The 19267-nt window shown below is 40.1% G+C and carries 24 protein-coding genes; 1 reads left to right on the top strand and 23 read right to left on the bottom strand.

Translation table 11 applies throughout. The annotated features are described in order from the left end of the window. The first annotated feature begins 69 nt into the window (after nucleotides 1-69). Nucleotides 70-759 (top strand): hypothetical protein, encoded by a 690-nt coding sequence (locus Q0K35_RS03475; RefSeq protein WP_294561285.1) that lies wholly within the window; start codon nucleotides 70-72, stop codon nucleotides 757-759. Between the two features lie 79 nt (nucleotides 760-838). On the opposite strand, the gene Q0K35_RS03480 is transcribed toward Q0K35_RS03475, so the two are convergent. From Q0K35_RS03480 to Q0K35_RS03590, 23 genes are all read right to left on the bottom strand, one after another. Then, nucleotides 839-2242, bottom strand: a complete 1404-nt coding sequence (locus Q0K35_RS03480) for an FAD-binding oxidoreductase (RefSeq protein ID WP_294561286.1) — start codon at nucleotides 2240-2242, stop codon at nucleotides 839-841. Then, the gene (locus Q0K35_RS03485; protein WP_294561287.1) at nucleotides 2239-3426 is read right to left on the bottom strand and encodes an electron transfer flavoprotein subunit alpha; all 1188 of its coding nucleotides are present in this window, start codon (nucleotides 3424-3426) and stop codon (nucleotides 2239-2241) included. Before Q0K35_RS03485 ends, Q0K35_RS03480 begins: the two co-directional genes overlap by 4 nt. Further along, entirely contained in the window at nucleotides 3407-4228 is an 822-nt protein-coding gene (locus tag Q0K35_RS03490) for an electron transfer flavoprotein subunit beta/FixA family protein (RefSeq protein WP_294561288.1), read from the bottom strand. The genes Q0K35_RS03485 and Q0K35_RS03490 overlap by 20 nt, the downstream gene beginning before the upstream one ends. 209 nt (nucleotides 4229-4437) lie before the next feature. Beyond that, on the bottom strand, nucleotides 4438-5748 hold the full coding sequence (locus tag Q0K35_RS03495; RefSeq protein ID WP_294561289.1) for a spore germination protein: 1311 nt from the start codon (nucleotides 5746-5748) through the stop codon (nucleotides 4438-4440). Beyond that, nucleotides 5741-6091 carry a SpoVA/SpoVAEb family sporulation membrane protein gene (locus Q0K35_RS03500; RefSeq protein ID WP_294561290.1) on the bottom strand — a complete coding sequence of 117 codons (351 nt, stop codon included), beginning with the start codon at nucleotides 6089-6091 and terminating at the stop codon, nucleotides 5741-5743. The genes Q0K35_RS03495 and Q0K35_RS03500 overlap by 8 nt, the downstream gene beginning before the upstream one ends. A 1-nt stretch (nucleotide 6092) precedes the next feature. Further along, entirely contained in the window at nucleotides 6093-7073 is a 981-nt protein-coding gene (locus Q0K35_RS03505; RefSeq protein ID WP_294561291.1) for a stage V sporulation protein AD, read from the bottom strand. Continuing rightward, the gene (locus Q0K35_RS03510; protein ID WP_294561292.1) at nucleotides 7070-7504 is read right to left on the bottom strand and encodes a SpoVA/SpoVAEb family sporulation membrane protein; all 435 of its coding nucleotides are present in this window, start codon (nucleotides 7502-7504) and stop codon (nucleotides 7070-7072) included. Before Q0K35_RS03510 ends, Q0K35_RS03505 begins: the two co-directional genes overlap by 4 nt. A gap of 42 nt (nucleotides 7505-7546) precedes the next feature. Beyond that, nucleotides 7547-8275: a sigma-70 family RNA polymerase sigma factor gene (locus Q0K35_RS03515; RefSeq protein WP_294561293.1), complete on the bottom strand. Its 729-nt coding sequence runs from the start codon at nucleotides 8273-8275 to the stop codon at nucleotides 7547-7549. After that, nucleotides 8241-8669 carry an anti-sigma F factor gene (spoIIAB, locus tag Q0K35_RS03520; RefSeq protein ID WP_294561294.1) on the bottom strand — a complete coding sequence of 143 codons (429 nt, stop codon included), beginning with the start codon at nucleotides 8667-8669 and terminating at the stop codon, nucleotides 8241-8243. Before spoIIAB ends, Q0K35_RS03515 begins: the two co-directional genes overlap by 35 nt. Next, nucleotides 8666-8974: an STAS domain-containing protein gene (locus tag Q0K35_RS03525; protein WP_294561295.1), complete on the bottom strand. Its 309-nt coding sequence runs from the start codon at nucleotides 8972-8974 to the stop codon at nucleotides 8666-8668. Before Q0K35_RS03525 ends, spoIIAB begins: the two co-directional genes overlap by 4 nt. 62 nt (nucleotides 8975-9036) lie before the next feature. Then, entirely contained in the window at nucleotides 9037-10176 is a 1140-nt protein-coding gene (locus tag Q0K35_RS03530; RefSeq protein ID WP_294561296.1) for a D-alanyl-D-alanine carboxypeptidase family protein, read from the bottom strand. A gap of 38 nt (nucleotides 10177-10214) precedes the next feature. Next, the gene (locus tag Q0K35_RS03535; protein WP_294561297.1) at nucleotides 10215-10712 is read right to left on the bottom strand and encodes a hypothetical protein; all 498 of its coding nucleotides are present in this window, start codon (nucleotides 10710-10712) and stop codon (nucleotides 10215-10217) included. A 77-nt stretch (nucleotides 10713-10789) separates the two neighbouring features. Further along, the gene (locus Q0K35_RS03540) at nucleotides 10790-12091 is read right to left on the bottom strand and encodes a pyrimidine-nucleoside phosphorylase (RefSeq protein WP_294561298.1); all 1302 of its coding nucleotides are present in this window, start codon (nucleotides 12089-12091) and stop codon (nucleotides 10790-10792) included. Nucleotide 12092: 1 nt separating this feature from the next. Further along, nucleotides 12093-12566 carry a dihydrofolate reductase gene (locus Q0K35_RS03545; protein WP_294561299.1) on the bottom strand — a complete coding sequence of 158 codons (474 nt, stop codon included), beginning with the start codon at nucleotides 12564-12566 and terminating at the stop codon, nucleotides 12093-12095. Next, nucleotides 12563-13435: a thymidylate synthase gene (locus Q0K35_RS03550; RefSeq protein ID WP_294561300.1), complete on the bottom strand. Its 873-nt coding sequence runs from the start codon at nucleotides 13433-13435 to the stop codon at nucleotides 12563-12565. The genes Q0K35_RS03545 and Q0K35_RS03550 overlap by 4 nt, the downstream gene beginning before the upstream one ends. Further along, nucleotides 13432-14130, bottom strand: a complete 699-nt coding sequence (locus Q0K35_RS03555; protein WP_294561301.1) for a pseudouridine synthase — start codon at nucleotides 14128-14130, stop codon at nucleotides 13432-13434. Before Q0K35_RS03555 ends, Q0K35_RS03550 begins: the two co-directional genes overlap by 4 nt. Then, nucleotides 14127-15815 (bottom strand): oligosaccharide flippase family protein, encoded by a 1689-nt coding sequence (locus tag Q0K35_RS03560; protein WP_294561302.1) that lies wholly within the window; start codon nucleotides 15813-15815, stop codon nucleotides 14127-14129. The genes Q0K35_RS03555 and Q0K35_RS03560 overlap by 4 nt, the downstream gene beginning before the upstream one ends. Continuing rightward, nucleotides 15802-16329, bottom strand: a complete 528-nt coding sequence (locus tag Q0K35_RS03565; protein ID WP_294561303.1) for a hypothetical protein — start codon at nucleotides 16327-16329, stop codon at nucleotides 15802-15804. Before Q0K35_RS03565 ends, Q0K35_RS03560 begins: the two co-directional genes overlap by 14 nt. Before the next feature lie 100 nt (nucleotides 16330-16429). Further along, on the bottom strand, nucleotides 16430-16591 hold the full coding sequence (locus Q0K35_RS03570) for a DUF1540 domain-containing protein (RefSeq protein WP_294561304.1): 162 nt from the start codon (nucleotides 16589-16591) through the stop codon (nucleotides 16430-16432). Between the two features lie 42 nt (nucleotides 16592-16633). Beyond that, nucleotides 16634-16801, bottom strand: a complete 168-nt coding sequence (locus tag Q0K35_RS03575) for a sporulation protein Cse60 (RefSeq protein WP_294561305.1) — start codon at nucleotides 16799-16801, stop codon at nucleotides 16634-16636. A 13-nt stretch (nucleotides 16802-16814) separates the two neighbouring features. Further along, on the bottom strand, nucleotides 16815-17684 hold the full coding sequence (gene dapA, locus Q0K35_RS03580) for a 4-hydroxy-tetrahydrodipicolinate synthase (RefSeq protein WP_294561306.1): 870 nt from the start codon (nucleotides 17682-17684) through the stop codon (nucleotides 16815-16817). Further along, entirely contained in the window at nucleotides 17681-18259 is a 579-nt protein-coding gene (locus Q0K35_RS03585) for a dipicolinate synthase subunit B (RefSeq protein ID WP_294561307.1), read from the bottom strand. Before Q0K35_RS03585 ends, dapA begins: the two co-directional genes overlap by 4 nt. Beyond that, nucleotides 18249-19016, bottom strand: a complete 768-nt coding sequence (locus Q0K35_RS03590; RefSeq protein ID WP_294561308.1) for a hypothetical protein — start codon at nucleotides 19014-19016, stop codon at nucleotides 18249-18251. Before Q0K35_RS03590 ends, Q0K35_RS03585 begins: the two co-directional genes overlap by 11 nt. Nucleotides 19017-19267: the final 251 nt, after the last annotated feature.

The following is a 19267-nucleotide window of genomic DNA, read 5'->3' on the forward strand; positions in this document are numbered from 1 at the left end:
ATATACCTAGAAATTTATAAATACTAAATCGTTCTAAAATTCTATAAAAAGTTGGAAAGGGGTATGAGCATGTTTAAATTTATTAAAAAACGTCTGATATTAGATAAGAAATCTAGTAAATTGTTTGATTTATTATTGATCGGATTCACGATTGGTATCATAAACTTTATTTTATCAGCTTCCTTTTCTAATTATTTATTTAACAGTTTTAAAATTTCACTCATATCCTATACTGATATAAGTCTGCTAACTGCATTGGCATCTATGCTTTATTTGTATTATTTAGATGAATTACCTGCTTTATCTTCATTGATTGATGATGAAAATATAAAAATTATAATTAAAGGTATTTTATGGTCAATACTTATTGGTCTGATTGTAGCAGCTGTTTCTCTTCTCAGTAATCTTTTGCTTCAAGAAATATCTAAGAGCGAAGCACCGCCGATCTTTGTCTTTGAAGTATATCCACCATGTTTTCTTCTTGTTTCTCTTTGTTATATATCTAAACACATACAGTCAAGCAATCAGAAAAAAGATAGAAATTTAAAATATTCGCTGTTCTTTTTAATCATTGGATTTGCCGGTATGCTTTTACGTCTTTTCCTTTTAAATGATGTTTATTTTGGTGGAGAACTCGTGACGATATTTGGTGCCTTTCCTTTTATCATTCACTTGTTTACATATTTTATTTCACCATTGCTTGTCATAGTCGGACTTATCAGGCTTTTATTTTCAAAAAACCAAAATAGAGGAAACTGATTCTTAAAAATGCTTTACTATGATTTAATATAAAGAGATGATACATATGAAATTCATATATCATCTCTTTTTCTATCTGTTAATCTACGATCTTACCCGGATTTAAGATGAACCGGGGATCAAAGACCTGTTTGATTTTTCTCATCAATTGAATTTGAGTTTCACCTACAGATTCTTCTAAATATTTCTTTTTCGCATGACCGATTCCATGTTCACCGGAAACTTGTCCATTTAATTCTCTTGCCTTTGCATAAAAGCCATCCATGACTTCATGAACGACACGCGTCCAGGTTGCATCATCCATGTCATCTTTACAAATATATACGTGAAGGTTGCCATCACCTGCATGTCCAAAGCTGCGAATACGCACATGATATTTCTTTGAACATTCTCTTGTATATTCTACAAATTCAACGACCTTGTCAAGGTTCAAGACAACATCACATTCATCCATTTCAGTCGTTGAGTTTTTGATGGCTTCAAGAAAAGCACCTCTGGCATTCCAAATAGCTTCCTGTCTTTCTTCAGTATCGGATAAGAATACATCTAAGGCCTTGTTTTTCATGGCTGTTTCAGAGGCTCTATCCAACATAGATTCAATTTGTGCTTGTGAATTTCCGCTATATGAAACGATCAGATATGCCGGATAATTGCGATTTGGAAATTCCTTTCCTAAATATTCCTGGGCATCATCCAAGACTTCTTTTTCCATAAATTCGATCGTTGTCGCTACATCAGGCAATTTCATGATTTCAGGAACGGTTTTTAATGCAGCTGACAAAGAATCAAACGGGATCAACAAGCTAGTCATCTTCTTTGGAGAAGGCAGGATCTTCATCGTAATACGGGTTACGATCCCAAGTGTTCCTTCCGAACCGATCATAAGATGCAGCAAGCTGTATCCACTGCTGTTTTTTGCTACCTTACCGCCTAATTCCAGGATTTCTCCTTCCGGTGTTACAACCTGCATGCCACGTACATAATCACGGGTAACGCCATATTTCACGGCCCGCATGCCACCGGCATTGGTCATCACATTTCCGCCGACCGTAGCACTTTTTTCACCCGGATCAGGAGCATATAAAAATCCGGCATTCTTTACGGCTTCCTGCACTTCCATCAATAATACTCCCGGCTCCAAGGTCACGCTCATGGTATCCGGATCAATTTCCAGAATATGATTCATCAAGGAAGTATTGACAACGATACCGCCTTCTAAAGGCACACAGCCGCCGCACAAACCGGTTCCGGCTCCTCGAGGTGTTACCGCAATATTCTTTTCAGAAGCATATTTCATGATCTTGGCTGCTTCCTGGGCATTTTTTATCTGAATGACAACCTCGGGTTTCCTTTTCCCGTATATCATCATTTCATCATGAGAATAATCAGGATGAATGTCATCATTCACAAAGATCCGATCCTCAGAAACAAAGCTTCTTAAAACTTCAAGATCCTTTTCATCAACTTTCTTATAAGGCTTCATGATTTACCCTCCTTAATTTTCGCAATAAGCTTAGGTATCAACGTATAAATATCATCTACAACCGCATAATGTGCCAGATCAAAGATCGGTGCATGAGGATCCTTGTTGATGGCAATGATCATCTCACTGTCTTTCATCCCTGCCGTAAATTGAATAGCACCGCTGACACCACATGTAATGATTAATTTAGGCTTGACGGTACGTCCTGATAATCCGATTTGCTGATTGACATGTCCCAATCCCTTTTCAACCATTGGACGAGTCACTGCAACGGAAGCATTTAAAAGCGATGCAAATTCACGAATCATTTCCATTCCTTTTTCATCCTTGATCGCTGAGCCGGCAACAACTAAGCTTTCAGCTTCTTCTATGCTTGAAACCTTGGCCTTTTTTTCTACTTTAAGAATTTCAATATCTGATTTTTTTATTTCATCACTGACCTCACATTCAATGATCTTTCCTTGCGGCTTTCTTAACCTCTCAGAAGCATTCATGACCTTATATCGTACGGTCGCAAATTGCGGACGACATCTCGTGTTAATGATTTGGGCCATGATATTTCCACCAAAGGCCGGACGGATTTGGATCAAATCGGTATTTTCACGCATTTCAAGTGAAGTACAATCTGCTGTCAAACCTGTTTGGAAACGGACAGCCACCCGCGGAGCCAGTGAACGTCCTGTTGTCGTTGCACCTACAAGACATACAGAGGGTTTCATTCGATGAATACAGTCCTCAAAAACATTGGCATAGCTATCGACACGAAATATTTCCAAGCTGTCATCTTCATATAAATAAACCCTATCTACACCGCTATATAATAGTTCTTCCGCAAGCTTCTTGATATTTTTACCGGCCATCAAGGCAGCAACCTTCATATGAACAGGTCTGGCTAATTCAAGTGCTTTTCCGATCAATTCGTAACTGATAGGATGAATCATTTCATGATCATGCTCGATATATACCAAAATATCCTGCCATTGGCTTTTATCCACTTCAGCTTTCTGCTCTTCCTCTATATGAATCGCATTTACGGGACAATTTTTTACACAGATACGGCACATCTTACATGCCGCATTGATCTCTACTTTTCCATCGACCATCGACATGGCAGCAAAAGGACATTGTGCTACACATAACCCGCACTGAATACACGTATCATGATTAATTACCAATTGTGCCATGTTTCTTTCCTCCTTCGAACACTTTTAACTCTAAAAGCTTATCATATAATGCAGATGCATTTTCTTCACTCGTGCCTTCCAAGCGTACAGATTCTAAATCATAGGATGGCTCAAAGATCTTCTCTACTTGGGTAGGTGAACCGCTTAACCCATATCGCCGGATATCACGACATTCACAATCATCCATCGTTAATAAATGAATATCTTTCTTTTTTGCCTCCTTCATCTTAAGATATGAAGGCAGTCCCGGTTCAAAGATACCTTTTTCGACAGTCAGAAGACATGGATAATTCAAACGTACCTCAGCCACGCTGTCCATCATTTCCTGCAGAACCGTAATTCCCTTTTCATCAGCATCAATCAGCTTCCGCACCCAACTGACATGAGGAATTTTCAGCACTTCTCCAATCGCAGGACCTACCTGAGCCGTATCCCCGTCAGTCGTCTGCTTACCGCACAAAATCAGATCGACATGGCCCATCGTTTTAATTCCCTGTGCCAGAGTAAAGGATGTTGCCAGAACATCTGCCCCGGCAAAACGACGGTCACTCATCAGCCATGCATCATCAGCACCTAAGGCCATGGACTCATATAAAACAGCCTTTGCCGAATCGGGTCCCATCGTGATCACATAAATTTCAGCTTGTGTTTTTTCCTTGATACGAAAAGCAGTTTCTAGTGCATATAAGTCATATGGATTCATTTTCGTGTCAATGCCCTGACGGATAAGGACGCCTGTTTCAGGATCTACTTGTACCTTTTGAGTATCCGGTACCTGTTTGACACATACCACTATTTTCATAATTCTCCTCCTTACCAAATCAACGTCTTTATGAAACAATTATAACTATTATAGCACTAAATCCGATAAGGTGAAACCGTTTTCAAGCCAAAACATTGTGAAATAATTTATAAATGCCTGTCCATCCATCAATGGTCATATGATGCTCAGATATAAATAAATGACAGCACAATTGCTCATGCTGCCTAAGCTTTTTTTCTTTTTTTAATCTATTTTGTATAGATATTGGTATCTACGATCATACGCTTCAATTCTTTGATATCAAAAGGAAATAAAGGATAAAGATATGGAAGCTTAAACGTACGTGTTGTCAGAAGCAATAAAAAATGAATGAGCAGGCCGATACAAAAGCCGGTTATTTGAAAGGCCAATGACAGCATCGTCAGCATGATACGCATGATCTTATTCGCCAGTGCCACTTCATAGGATGGAGTTAAAAAATTACCCAGATTGCTTAATGCGACAAGCAATAGGATCTCTTTCGTATAAGCTCCCATTTCAATTCCAAAATCACCTAGGACAAAGACAACCAGAAAGCCCATCATACTGTTGATCAAATTAGGTGCATACAGAAAGGACTGACGGATCCATTCGATCAAAAGCTCACAGATCAAGACCTGAAAGGCGATAAATCCGATATTACGGCTTTCTGCCGGAAGCTGTAAGAAGGAATGGGGACTTAGCATGCATACGATGATGAAAGGCAAAAGATAGATGCTCATAAAGACACCTAAATAACGGATCAACCGTGTAAAAAATGAAACGATCGGCGTTTGGGTATATTCCTCGATCTGTGAAAGCTGTTCAAAGAAAGTAGTCGGCAGGATCATGGCACTTGGCATGTTGTCTACCAAAATGATGATATGTCCTTGAAGCAGATGTATCGCACAGATATCGGGACGTTCGGAATAACGTACATGGGGATAAGGATTTAGCGTTTTGCCATATAGCACTTCAACAAGATTACGTTCATTATTGATTTCAATGTTTTGATTAAGCATCATTCGTTTTTGTATATCCCCAAGAAGCCGGTGATCTGCCTTATCATCCATATAACAGACAGCAATATCATTTTGAGTCATCCTGCCTTCCTGTGTCAGCTCGATCTTTAGCTTTTCGCTTCTGATACGACGGCGAATGAGCCCTACATTAAAAAGGATATTTTCACTGAAGGAATCATGACTGCCGCGAATGCTTTTTTCAATATTCGGATTTTCGATTCCCCGATTTGGATAAGCACGTGTTTCTAAAGCATAGACTTCATCTTGAATACATACCAGACATTGTCCGCTCATCAATAAAAAAACAGCTTTAGAATAGTCGTCAATCTTTTCAGAAGAACCATTGAAAAAACATAACGGATCCTGATCTTCACTAAATAGAAAGCCTTCGATGATAGAAGTAATTGAACTTGTTGATGTCAGTGAGGAAAGAAACATCATGAAGACGCTTTGATGATTCAGGATGACCTCATGCTTGACGATATCAAAGGATTCAAGATTTCGTAATCGTTCAATCATGGGCTTTAAAGAAAATGGCTACCCAGAAAGCCATAAAGATCGCAAAGCTGATTCCGCTGGCAGTCTTATCAAATAAACCTGTTAGGATACCGATCCAGCCTTCATTCTGAGCGGCACTGAGTGAAGCATGCGTCAGTGAATGACCAAATGAGAGAATCGGCAATGTGGCTCCGATACCACAGATGCGGATCAGAAAATCATAAACGTTTAAGCATTCCAGCAATGAACCGATAACTACAAATAAGGAGGTGATGTGGCCGGGAGTCAGCTTTGTATTATCATAGATCATTTGACCGGCCAAGGCACATCCACCGCAAAATAAAAATCCGTATAAATAAGTCATACTAGCTCCTTTCAATGCAGATGGCATGGGCAACGCTTGGGATTGAAAGCTTTTGCTGAGTCAAAAAAACATTATGCAAAGAACCGGTCGCTACCAATAAGATTCTCTTCATCTTCTTGCTTCTTAGATCTTTGAATAGCTTTCCTAGTAAAACGGCCATGGAACATCCGCATCCGCTGCCGCCGCAAAAGACATCCTGATGATTGATATCATAGATCATGATGCCACAGTCATTCAGCTTATTTTCTAACTGGAACCGGGCTTTTTCGATCATTTCGGACAGCATTGCATAACCAATCTTTCCCAGATCCCCGCTAACGATCAGATCATAATCATCAAAGGTGCGCCCCAGATCTTCAAAATGAGTCATGATCGTCTGATAAGCTGCCGGTGCCATGGCCTTTCCCATATCATTGACATCGCTAAACTGCCAGTCGACGACACTGCCGATCGTAAAAGAGGTAACCTTAAGGTCAGAAAATTCATTACTTAACAAAACTGCACCGCTGGCAGTAACCGTCGATGTCGAACATTCTTTTTTCTGTACACCGTATTCATTCGGGTATCGAAACTGACGTTCCGCAGCCTGTGTATGAGAGCTTGTAAAAGCGAGGACATGCTTCATATGCAGATGTTCTACTGCCATCGCCGCATGACCAATCGTCAATGCCGAATTGGAACAGGCACCATAGAGTCCTACAAAAGGAGCTTTCAATTCACTTGCTAAATAATGGGTGCAAAGCTGGTTGATCAAATCTCCGGCATAGATCAGATCCACCGTTTCAGCCTTTCCTTTTTTCAGACATTTATCTACACATAGACGATTCATTTCTATTTCTGCTTGTTCAAAGGAAGGCTGATTCAAATAGGGATCGCAGGTATAATCATCAAAATAAGAACCTAAGGGTCCTTCTTTTTCTAATTTTCCGACAATGACATTTTCACTTTTCACATAGACATTCTTAAATTGCAGCGTCGTCATAACATTCTTACCCAATAGGTGATCAAAGAAAAGATGATCGCACTGACAATTCCATAAGTAATGACCGAGCCTGCCAGCTTGAACATATTGCTTCCGATACCATAAATCAATCCTTCCCGTTTACATTCCAGCGCTGAGCTGGAGAGTGCGTTTGAAAATCCTGTAATAGGAATGAAAAGTCCTGCTCCGGCATATTTCGCAAGCTTGTCATAAATTCCCATGCCGGTAAGTATCGCGGCGATGAATATAAAGAATAAGATCGTTAAGATACCGGCATTTTCTTTAGAAAAATATATCATCAGCCAGTCGTTCAAAAGCTGACCGGATACTGCCAGCATCCCTGCACTGATAAAGGCTATCAATGCTTTTCTTGCCTTGTGGTCATTCACCTGATGGCGTGAACTGATTTCATGCAATTCTTTTTGATTCATAAAAAAATCCTCCTTTTCATTAGTATGAACAGGAGGATTTGATTAAATCATTTTATCTTTCAGTTTTTGCAGAATACCTTTCTCAGCTCTGGAAATCTGTACCTGTGTGCAGTTAAGACGTTTGGCCACCTCACTCTGGCGGAATCCCAAGGTGTAACGGAAATAAAGGATGAGCTTTTCTTTTTTGCTAAGAAAGCTGATTTCATGATTTAAGCCTAATATAAGGACCTCATCTTTTACCACATCCGCAAGCTGATCATTAAGGGTAATCGTCTTTCCATCACTTTCAGTGATCTGTTCATCAATGCTGGAAATATGCTGATGGGCATCAAAGGCAATATAGACCTCTTCAATGCTGCATGCACAGGCAGCGGCGATCTGCTCATAAGTGGGCTCACTGTTCAGCTCATGTATCAGCCTTTCCCTTTGCGCAAGCATACGGCTATAATTCTCCTTGATCGAACGCGAAATGCGGATCGAACCATCGTCACGGAAAGAACGCTTGATCTCTCCTAAGATGATCGGAATCGCATAGGTAGAAAACTGGACATCCTTGGAAAGATCAAAGTGATTGAGTGCCTTCATCAGACCAACGATACCGATCTGGAAAAGATCCTCACGATTTCCTTTATATAAGAATCTCTGAATACATGAATAAACCAATCCCTGATTTTTTAATACGAAGTATTCCTTCGCTTCTTCATCATTTTCTTGAATGATGCGTATCAGCTCAAGATTACTTAGATTTTTGTAGCTGTTTCTGGACGACAACGCTCGTACCCTCTTTCAGACGTGAAATCACATCAAAGCTATCTGAGAAGGTTTGCATGATCGTCATCCCCATCCCGCTTCTTTCAAGCTCGGCCTTACTTGTATATAGAGGCTCCATCGCCTGCCTGATATCTTCAATGCCATTTCCCGAATCACTGATGATCATTGTCACACAGCCATTATCATCATAGCCGATTTCCAGCTTCACAAGCTTATTGGGATTTGAATCATATCCATGAAGGATGGCATTGGTCACCGCTTCGGAAACGATCGTCTTGATCTCCATCATCTCCTCGATCGTTGGATTGAGGGGAGAAAGAAAAGCACAGGCCGTGATCCTCGCAAATGATTCATTTTCCATACGGCTTTTAAATTTTAACGTTACTTTATTCATAAGCAAGCCTCTTCCTTGATCAGATGAAAAAGTCCCGACATGGCAAATATCACCCGATGATGCTGATTCAAGCCTCTTAATACTAACTCACACTGATTCGATGCACACTGCTTGTAGCGTGCAAGCACAAAACCGATACCTGTACTATCCACAAAGCTGACATCAGTAAAGTCCAGAATGACCTTTGCCGGATGCACTGAATCGATCAAACGAATACATTCTTCTTTGATCAGCGAAATCTGATAATCATCTACATCTTCATTTAAATAAAAAGTCAACACATCTTTTTTCTTTTCAACGCGCATAACTCATTCCTTTCGGATTCATTTTATCACGTTATGAAACAAATGTGGTGACTTGCGACAAACTAAGTCAAAACTCGCCAAAAAGACATCTGAAAATAATCCAAAAACTGCATCTTGGAAACGCTCTGTGCCACACCGATATCAACGATACTTTCACTTTGATTATCATAGATGATCCTTACTTCACCGATCTTCTCTTGAGCATCTAACGGCAGATCAAAGCGTGTCTGTGTAAATATCTGTGAAGTCACATCTACCTTTTCATCCTTATTCAAAACAACACCTACATCATTCAAATAAATCAGATCAACCTCATGCGGCAGCCCGACCTCAAAGGTATGACGCTGATATACCTCATTCTTCTTGAAAATAGGCTGATAGATGACCTTAGAAAAACCAACGTTGATCATTTCCATCACTTCCGCATTTCTCGTTTTAGAATCCGGTTCCTTCATCACCACACCGATCAAACGTAAATCATCCTTTTTGGCCGTAACTGTAATACAGCTTAATGCTTCCTGGGTAAAACCGGTTTTCAAGCCATCGACACCTTCTACATGCTTGACAAGCTTATTGGTATTGACCAGCCAGAACGGATTGGCACTATCCTCACGAATATAGGCATCATAAGTAGAAGTAATGGAAAGAAGCTCCTCCTTTCCCACTTCGATCAGCTTTTTGGCGATCAATGCCATATCCTTGGCACATGAATAATGATTTTCATCATGCAATCCCGTCGTATTTTCAAAATGTGTATTGACTAAATTCAATTCACTGCCTTTTTCATTCATCCTGGCAACAAATTCAGATACGCTGCCACTGATCCTTTCCGCAAGTGCCACCATCGCATCATTTGCACTTGAAATACAAACTGCTTTTAAAAGATCCCTGACGCTCATCTGTTCATTAGGCTGCAAGAAAACCTGGCTGCCTCCCATGCTGGCAGCATTTGTTGATATGCTCAAGATCTCCTCTGACTTTAAAGAACCATTATTGAGGGCTTCATAAACAAGGATCAAGCTCATCATCTTTGTCATGCTGGCAGGAAAAAGCTTTTCTTCACCATTCTTATCGTAAAGCACCTTTCCTGTTGTCGCCTCAATAAGATAAGCACTTTGGGCATGAGCCGCCAGCTCTTCTTCACCATGAACATTTTGTGTAAAACAAAAAAAGCATAAAAATAAGAGAACTACTTTTTTCATAAACCACCTCATCCTATTTTATGAGGTAATGAGAAAAGTTAGACATCGATCGAAGAACTCTTTCTTATCAGAAAAAGAAAGATGACACGCAAGACCCCCAAGCTTAATACACTGAAAAGAGTCAGGATATCTGCATATCGTGCACTTACCTGTTTAAATATTTTATGTGACAGAAAACAATCTAAGATAAAGCCGCATAGCAGCAATAAAAGAAATACTACGAACAAAACTGCATGAAAGCTTTGAAAATGATAAAAATAGAAACCTAGCAATATGATCAAACAATTATTCAATGCCAGTATCCCACCAAGCCTGTTTGAATGGGCTGCTTTTCCCAAAAGATATTTATTATAAAAGGGGATCCATGCCTGCCAATATCCGCTGTCATGGGCATTTTTATAAATCTGCATCAACGCAATGCTTTCAAATACATAGGTAAATAACAGATAAGCCATGAGAATAAGAAAGATTGCGACAAAAAAATAAAAAATTGCCGATAAGATGCTAATTAGAATAAGAACGCTTATACCACCCATAAGATCACCTCAATATGTAAATATTATAGCATATGATAAAAAGAAAAGCATTCTCATAAAGAAAATGCTTTTTCATGTTATTCAATAACCTTATAGATCAATGGTGCCTTTTCAACCTTTTCATTGCTCATTTCAAAGCAATCATAGAAATGATCGATCCACTCATCGCTCAATGGCTGATCTGTATGGATGGTCGCTAAAGAATCACCAATCTCAACATGATCACCATCTTTTTTATGAAGAACGATTCCCACAGCATGATTGATCGTATCTTCCTTTACCGCTCTTCCGGCACCGATCTGCATTGCCAATGTTCCCAGCTCCAATGCCTTCAAGCGTTTCACATAACCCTCTTTTTTAGATGCCAGTTCGATTTGCATCTTTGCCTTAGGAAGCAGCTCCGGATGGAGGACCTGCTCAGGATTTCCGCCCTGTGCCTTGACCATTTCAACAAGCTTGCCAAGAGCAGCACCGTTATCAATATTTTTCTGAAGCATGGCTCTTGCTTCCTGTTCATTTTCAGCCAGTTTTCCCTGCATCAGCATGATTGCACCGGCATTCATGCATAATTCTTTAAAATCTTCAGGACCTTCATTTTTTAAAGTGGCAATGGCTTCTTCAACCTCTAAGGCATTGCCGATCGCATTGCCTAACGGCTGGTCCATGCTGGAGATCATGGCACGGGTATCCTTATTTAATTTTTTGCCGATTGCTATCATGGTACGTGCCAGCTTTTCCGCATCCTCAGGAGTCTTCATAAAAGCTCCATCTCCGAATTTCACATCTAAAAGGATCGTATCAGATCCACTGGCAAGCTTTTTGGACATGATGCTTGAGGCAATCAGCGGAATGGAATCTACGGTTGCAGTCACATCACGTAAGCTATATAATTTCTTATCCGCAGGTACCAGCTGTTTGGTCTGACCGATGATGGCCAAACCGATTTCATTGACCTGTTTTTTAAACTGTTCTTCATCCAAAGCAACCTGAAAGCCATCAATTGATTCAACCTTATCTAAAGTTCCGCCGGTATGGCCAAGCCCTCTTCCGCTCATCTTTGCAACCTTCAGGCCACAGGCAGCGACCATCGGTGCCAATGACAGGGATGTCTTATCACCTACACCACCTGTTGAATGCTTATCTGCTTTGATGCCGGCAATATCACTCAGATCAATGATCTCACCGCTATGCATCATCTCATCACAAAGCCATGCGATCTCATCATCATTCATTCCCTGAAAATAGATGGCCATACATAAAGCGCTGACCTGATAATCCGGAATGCTTCCATCTACATATCCTTTGATCCAGAAGGAAATCTCCTCTTGTGTTAAGGCAAGTCCATCTCTTTTTTTCTCAATTATATCTACAAAACGCATATTATGCTTCCTTTCTTTGCAGTGTTACGACACTGAATCGTTCATATTTCTGAATGCTGACCGTTTCAAAATCATCCTCATCATAATCAGGAAAATACGTATCTCCTTCATATGCCTGATCGATGACGCTGATCACCATTTTATCTACATAAGGCAAGGCTTCTTTATAAACCTGTGCCCCACCGATGACAACTAATTCTTTGTCATTATTTTTATATTTGTCAATGACTTCTTTTATATCATGAATGACCTTTACGGCATCATCATGATATTCATAGTTTCCCCTTGTCAGCACGTAATGAAAGCGATGCGGCAAGGGCTTCTTGAAGCCTTCAAAGGTCTTACGGCCCACAAGCAGATCCTTGTTCATCGTATAATCACGAAAATGCTTCAGATCCTCTTTGATGTTCCATGGCATCCAGCCATCCTTGCCAATCAGATGATTGACATCATAAGCAACGATAAGGGAAATCATACGCTGACCTTTCCTTTGATTGCCGGCCATGGATCATAATCAACGATTTTAAAATCATCATATGTAAAATCATAGATGCTTGTCACATTCGGATTCATGACCAGCTTCGGAAGCTTTCTTGGTTCTCTTGAAAGCTGGGTTTCGATCTGTTCAAAATGATTGCTGTAAATGTGGACATCTCCAAAGGTATGAATGAACTCCTTTGCTTCATAACCACAGACCTGAGCTATCATATGTGTAAAAAGGGCATAAGAGGCAATATTAAACGGTACTCCTAAAAATACATCGGCACTTCGCTGATAGAGCTGACAGGATAAATATTTTTTATCTGAGGAAACATAGAATTGCATAAAGGCATGGCAAGGAGGAAGAGCCATATCTTTGATCTGGGCAGGATTCCATGCACTGATGATATGTCTTCTGGAAAAAGGATCATTTTTCAAATCATGGATCAGATTTTCCAGCTGGTCCACCCCAAAGAAATCACGCCACTGATGTCCGTAAACCGGACCCAGATCACCATACTTCTTCGCAAAATCATCATCATTTTTGATCTTTTCGATAAATTCTTCCATGCTCTCATTCTGATAAGCATCAGATTGCTTATATTTTTCATAAGGCCATTCATTCCAGATACGTACATGATCCTTAACGAGAGGCTGGATATTCGTAGAACCGCTGATAAACCATAAAAGCTCTAATGCAATTCCCTTGAAAAATACCTTTTTGGTCGTCAGTAAAGGAAATCCTTCCCGAAGATCCATCCGCATCTGATATCCAAAGCAGGATTTCGTACCCGTATGGGTACGATCCATTCTCATCTCACCATTTTCCATGACATGTCTGCATAAATCCAGATATTGTTTCATAATTGTCCTCCCAATTCTTTAATTTCATCCTCACTTAAGCTGCGCCATTCTCCTGCCTTTAGGCGAGCATCCAGCTTCAGCGGACCAAACGCCACTCTTTTTAAATAAACGACCTCATTTCCGACATGATGAAGCATACGCTTGACCTGATGATACTTTCCTTCCTGAATTGTCAGATAGATCTCCTTTGAACTGATCCGCTCGGCCCTGCCCGGCTGATAGATTTCATCTTTGAGCTCGATGACCTGTTCAAGCTTTGAAAGCATCTCTTCTGTCACCTCATTTGCACACTGCACGTAATACTTTTTGTCAACATGATATCTTAAAGAAAGCAGACGATGGGCCAGTGCTCCATCATTGCTGATCAAAAGCAGCCCTTCCGTATCCTTATCCAGTCTGCCAATCGGAAATACATCATCTCTTAAAGGAATATCAAAACAATCTAAAACTGTTTTATCCTTACGGTCTGTTGTCGCACTGACGACTCCCTGCGGCTTATTCAACATATAATAAACATATTTTTGATAAATGATCCTTTGATCATTAAATAAAATGATATCTTCTGCTTCATTGATCTTCAGATCCTCTTTTTTTACGACACAGCCATTGACCTTGATCCTTGACTGTCGTATCAGCGCTTTAACTTCCTTGCGCGTTCCCAGATTTGCATGGGCAAGATATTTATCCAATCTCATCTTCTTTTCAGCTTTCTGATGATCATCTTAAAATTGATATGGAAAAGCTGCTGCGGAAGCTGGAAGACAGCCGTCAAAGCTACATAGACGATCAGGACGATCACTCCTTCCAATACAAACAGCGGTATCATCTCAATTCTGCCAAAGCGGGTAATATCTCCAAAGATCGCATGAAGCCCCATATATACAAGACTTGTCAGCAAAAGACAGAAGCACATCACCAAGATCTTTCTTAACGTATAATTCCAATTGATCTTATATTGACGATTGAGATAATAAACATCCATCACGATGATCGTGATATAAGAAAGCAGATTGGACATCGTTGCCCCGGTCATTCCAAAGATCTGGACACAGAAAAATAATGAAATAAACTTCACGACAGCTCCAACAGCTAAAGAAATCAAAGGTTCCTTACGCAATCGGCAGGCAATCAACAGTGATGTAAATAATGGTGCGATCGTTCCGAAGATCGCATCTATCACACGATAGCGCATCAGATAATCCTCGTAATCAAGCTGCTGGATCGTTGCCACGACCTGACCCAGACCATCACTCATGGAAAGTGTAGGATTACCGAATAACAGATACATGACTTCTTTTGAAAAGAAAAACAAACAGAAGGACAACGGCAAAACGATATAAAGCACTGACTCTAACGTATCCTTCACATGCTTGCAGACCTGCTTGAAATTTTTGCTTTCCAAAGCAGTAGTAATATAAGGAATCAGCGAGGCACTGAAACCGACAGCGAGGATCTGCGGTATCGCAATGATCTTTTTCGTATGCATCGCTATGACCGTACCATAAATATAATTACTTAAATCAGCATTCATTCCGGTGGATTCCAGGGCTCTTGAGAAGAACATCAGATCGATCATATCCGAAGAATAGGCAACGATCGAAGAAACAAAGTAAGGGATCGCGATGATGATCAGCTCTCTTAGCAACAGCTTAGGATTATTGTTGGCAATTCTCTCTTGGGTTGCCGCCAATTCCCTCATTTCCTTTGTTTCCTGCTTATCATACTTATAAATATGCAGTAAAGCACAAATCGCTGAAACAGTTGCCGAGAAGACCGCAAAATATACGGCCCATATCTGATCTTTATCAAAAATATAGACAGCGATGGCCCCTGCACCTAACAGGAAAAATACTCTGACCAGCTGTTCAAAAACCTGTGAAAAAGCATAAAGCTCCATCCTCTTCAAGCCTTGATAAAAGCCGCGATAACCGCTCAGCACCGGTACAAAAAACAAAGCAAAAGAAATGATGATCAATACGTTCTTCGTAATTTCAATATCTTCCGCACTGCTTCCTTTGGCAAGTATCAATTCCGCAAGCTGGGTGCTGGTCAGCAGGACAAAGCACATTCCGGCAAAACCCAAAGCCATCATCAGTCCCAAAGAAAGTTTTTTGATCAGCAAAGCTGTCTTATAGTCTTTTACGTTATAATATTTAGCTACCATCGTCGCAATGGCAAACGGAATACCGGCTACCGATATATTCAAAAGATAAGAATAGATGTTATAAGCATAACCATAAAATCGAATATTCTGATCTCCGGCAATCATATTAAACGGTATGACATAGACCAATCCCAACACCTTGGAAAGCAATACCCCGGCACTGGAAATCAGTCCTCCAAATATGATCGATTGCTTACGATTTTCATTCATTGCCATCCACTACCTCTTCACCTACAAAATCATCATAATTCGCATTAATGATAAAATATATATAATTGTCTGTCTGATTCCTATCTCGATAAACAACAAGACAATTCAGCACGAACGCCTTCTCGCTGCTCGTACCGCTGATACCTATTCCTTCATAATACCCTCTGTCGACATTGACTTGATTCGGGATCATGTTATATACCGTATCTTCAAAGATACCGATACTTGGTGCAACCTGTTTTTCATTGATCTCCGCAATATTTGCCCCGATCATCTGAACATTGCTCATTGCAACTCTTGGATTAAAGATTCTGACCTCATATATGTAGCCATCCTCGCTTTTTTCCATCTGAAAATCCCAGTCAAACGGTATATTCGTGGTAATCTGCTTCGAATTGTCAATCAGCAGCTCCATAAAGTTTTCATATCTTTCATTCTGCTCCTGTTCATTGCTGCCATTCGATTGAAAGCAGCCTCCCAGCAAAAGTGTTAAACACAGCAGTATTCCTGTTTTTTTCATGACAACACCTCGTCAACATTGTATCACAATTAACAGCTAAATGGTACTATAAAAAGATCTCCTGCATTTTTCAGGAGATCCTTTCAAGAATTAACAGCAATTACTCTGTACGCATACGGAATGAAACACATTCAGTTTCATGGGTACAGTTAGGACTTGCACAGCGATCACATCCGACACTGATTTCATGAGCATCACAAATTTTCTGGTTATTAAAGATACATGACATGACCGAGCAATTGATCTTAGTTTTATTTTCCATCGTTTTTTCCTCCACGACTTAGTATGCCGGATAAAAAGAGTTTTATTCCTCATAGAGGATCAATGCGCTGAAACAATAGATCTGTTCATCATTGTTTTTGAAACAGGCATTAGAAAACTTAATATCAATGACCTTCTTATCCTTGATAAATTCGTTGATGACCATCGTCAGATCATTCTCATGCTGTTCATCGATACATTTTACTTTCATAAAAGAATGATATCTAAGATTCCATAAATAATTTGTCGTAATTTTGATCAAGAACCACTCTGGCTTCATAACCAATCGCTGTCATTGGCAGACGTAATACATTCTCACATTCATTCTTTTGACTCAGCAAGTATTTGATTACGATCGGATTAGATTCTAAAAAACATAGATGTGCAAGCTTCTTAAAAAAGATATCCAGCTCACTGACATCTCTTCCCTCTTCAAGGCCTTCAAAGAAAGCGTGCATCTGTAAAGCCGCAAAATGAGCAATGACGCTGACGACTCCGCTCATTCCGCTTGTGATTCCTTCTAAAAGATAATCATCATTGCCGCTGAGCACAATAAAATCTTGGGTGGCATTTAATATTTCCTTGACCATTTCCAGATCTCTTGAAGCCTGCTTCAACGCAACGATATTTTCAAAATCATTTGCCAGTTTGATAACAGTTGCCGCACTCAATGATACGCCACATCTTGCAGGCACATTATAAAGCATGATCTTCTTTTTAGTTTCAGTCGCAAGCGTTGAAAAGTGTTCATATAACCCAAACTGTGTAGGCTGATTGTAATAAGGGGTCACGATCAGATAGCCTTCAAAATCCAACGCTTCACTTAATTTCAACAGGCGCATGGAATCACAGGTATTGCTGCTGCCGATCCCAAAATAGATCTCGGCACGGTGATCACAAAGCTCAATCACATGTTCCAGCAAGGCAAGCTTTTCATTTTCACTGCATGTCGAGCTTTCACCCGTTGTACCACATACCACAAATCCTTCTACCTTTTCATCTAAAAGACGTAAGATGATCTTATCAAGGGCCGGATAATCAATGTCGTTTGTGATCGTAAAGGGTGTAATAAGGGCCGTATATAATTTTTTCATTGTTTTTTCTCCATTAATATTGGCTGTATCTGCCTAGATTTATAAGCTAAATCCAAAGCAGCTTTCAGTTGTGTAAAATCACTTGTACAGCTATTCGGTTTCAGCTCACAAGCATCCTGATAAAACGGCAGGATGTAGAAATGCTTCATATTGATCACTTTCATGACATTCACACCACTAATGCCTAAGATATCATTGCTTGCGATCCCTATTAACACGTTTTTCTGATTGCGTACCATTGCTTTTGCACATAATGCTACCGGACAATCATAAGCACCATGGACGATTCTGGAAAGCGTATTGGCACTGCATGGTACGATTGCCATCAGATCAAAATCATTGAGCGGTCCGATCTTTTCTGCTTCCACTATATTCGTAATGATCGGATGTGAGGTCAATGCCTGACATTTTTTCATTAAATCAGCAGCACTGGAAAAACGTGTATCAAGCATCGCAACGTTTTTAGTAAAGACAAAGCTGAGCTCATATTCATCATAAAGCTTTTTTAGTTCGCATAGAACGCGTTCATGATTGCAGAAGGATCCGCTGATCCCAACCAACAGCTTATTTTTCATATAAGATATCCATAAGCGTTTCCTGCATGACATGGGCAGCACTTTGCGGTGAAAAAATAGCGGGAAGCGGTCCGGCATGAACGATTCTGCAATGTCGCTGGCGAAGCAGCGCTTCATTAAAGGAGGCACTTCTTACCAGATTGACGATCAGATTTTCATCCATCTTGTGTATCATCAGATCATCAATGATATTCGTAATCGAAGTATTGATGATGATCGAAGAAGGTTTGAGTCCGAGATACTCATCAACACTTACAAAATCACTGCTTTCCTCCAATACGACTCGGCGAACCACCCGTATTTTTACGCCTATCCTTTTCAACAGCTCATAGATTGCCTTACCGCTATGCCCATAGCCGATCAGATCCACATCAAGATCCAGAAGACCCTGATTTGTGTTATCTAAAAGCAGAAACAAAACACCTTCCGCAGTAAGTTTGGAATTGGCCTGAATAAAGGCCTCATAAGAATTTAAATCAATTTTTCTATAAGGTAATTCTTTGATCTTAGGCGTCATATTTCCACATATGATGACTCCGTCCTCTTTGATCATATCAAAAAATTCTATTGGACATTTCATATCAATACCACGAACCACCATGGCTCCGTCATCCTTCCATCCGGACATCGGCAGTAGAATCGCATCAAACTTCATTTTTAAAACAGTAAAATCATCAAGCAGGATACACTCCATCTTATTTTTTAGATACTGATATACCATATTCATGCGTGTATCACTATTTAATATCGCAAGCATAGTCACACCCTTTCAATATAAAGTATGCCCAATGGCATATCTTGCGACAAGAAAATGATTTTGTAACCAAAATCATATGCAAATAAGTAACTCCCTATCTGCATACCCACTTACCTTTCTAGCAGCGTGGTTCCACTGACACCTTCCCATCTCCTTCTTTTGCTTCTCTCTGAAGCGCAAGGCATTGGCGAAATGTTCCATTGTCAGCTTATGATTTAATCTTTCACAGGATTCCATCCCTTCCCCATGCT

Source organism: uncultured Traorella sp. (assembly GCF_944327115.1).
Classification (GTDB): Bacteria; Bacillota_I; Bacilli_A; order Erysipelotrichales; family Erysipelotrichaceae; genus Traorella.